At 57.0% G+C, this 540-nt stretch carries 1 protein-coding gene; it reads left to right on the plus strand.

Translation table 11 applies throughout. The annotated features are described in order from the left end of the window. Window positions 1-405, plus strand: a 405-nt coding sequence (locus tag ACPXB3_RS22485; protein ID WP_425729857.1) for a hypothetical protein, incomplete at its 5' end; no start/stop codon positions are given. Window positions 406-540 lie beyond the last annotated feature (135 nt).

The following is a 540-nucleotide window of genomic DNA, read 5'->3' on the forward strand; positions in this document are numbered from 1 at the left end:
AGCGGAGCTGCCGATGGGGTGGTTCGGGTCAGTCCGCGCGAGGGTGTGACCAACAAGGAGGGGATCACCGAACCGATCATTGTCGTAATGGAGGCGAAAGGCCCACACGCAACGTTGGGACACCGGAAGGGAGTTGGGCGTAACTCGGCGAGGCACTATCAACAGGGGCGTCGGGAATATCTCGAATCGGTCCTCGCGGCCATGGGGGAAAGGGGAGATGCAACGCAGCTGGGGCTGGCGCTGACGATTAAAGACGCGATGAAATTCGGTAGCCTGCGCTACGAGTTGGTGCAGGCGAGAGTCGACAAAAATGGATCGTATTCAGGATATCGGCATCGAGAGTTCGATATCCGGCCGACGGTGAAACGCGGTATCGTAAATGAGAAGGATGGAGATTCTGGCTGATGGTGAATATTGATCGGTGGCATGAGTGGGACCCGGCTTATGTGACGATGAGGCTTGATGGGGCTCGACGCTCTCTTGACGTCTCCTTGACGATGGACCGTCCGTGGAATAGCGACCGGATTCATTATCTTCGGG

Origin of the sequence: Gordonia sp. DT219 (genome assembly GCF_049847065.1) — a bacterium.
Classification (GTDB): domain Bacteria; phylum Actinomycetota; class Actinomycetes; order Mycobacteriales; family Mycobacteriaceae; genus Gordonia.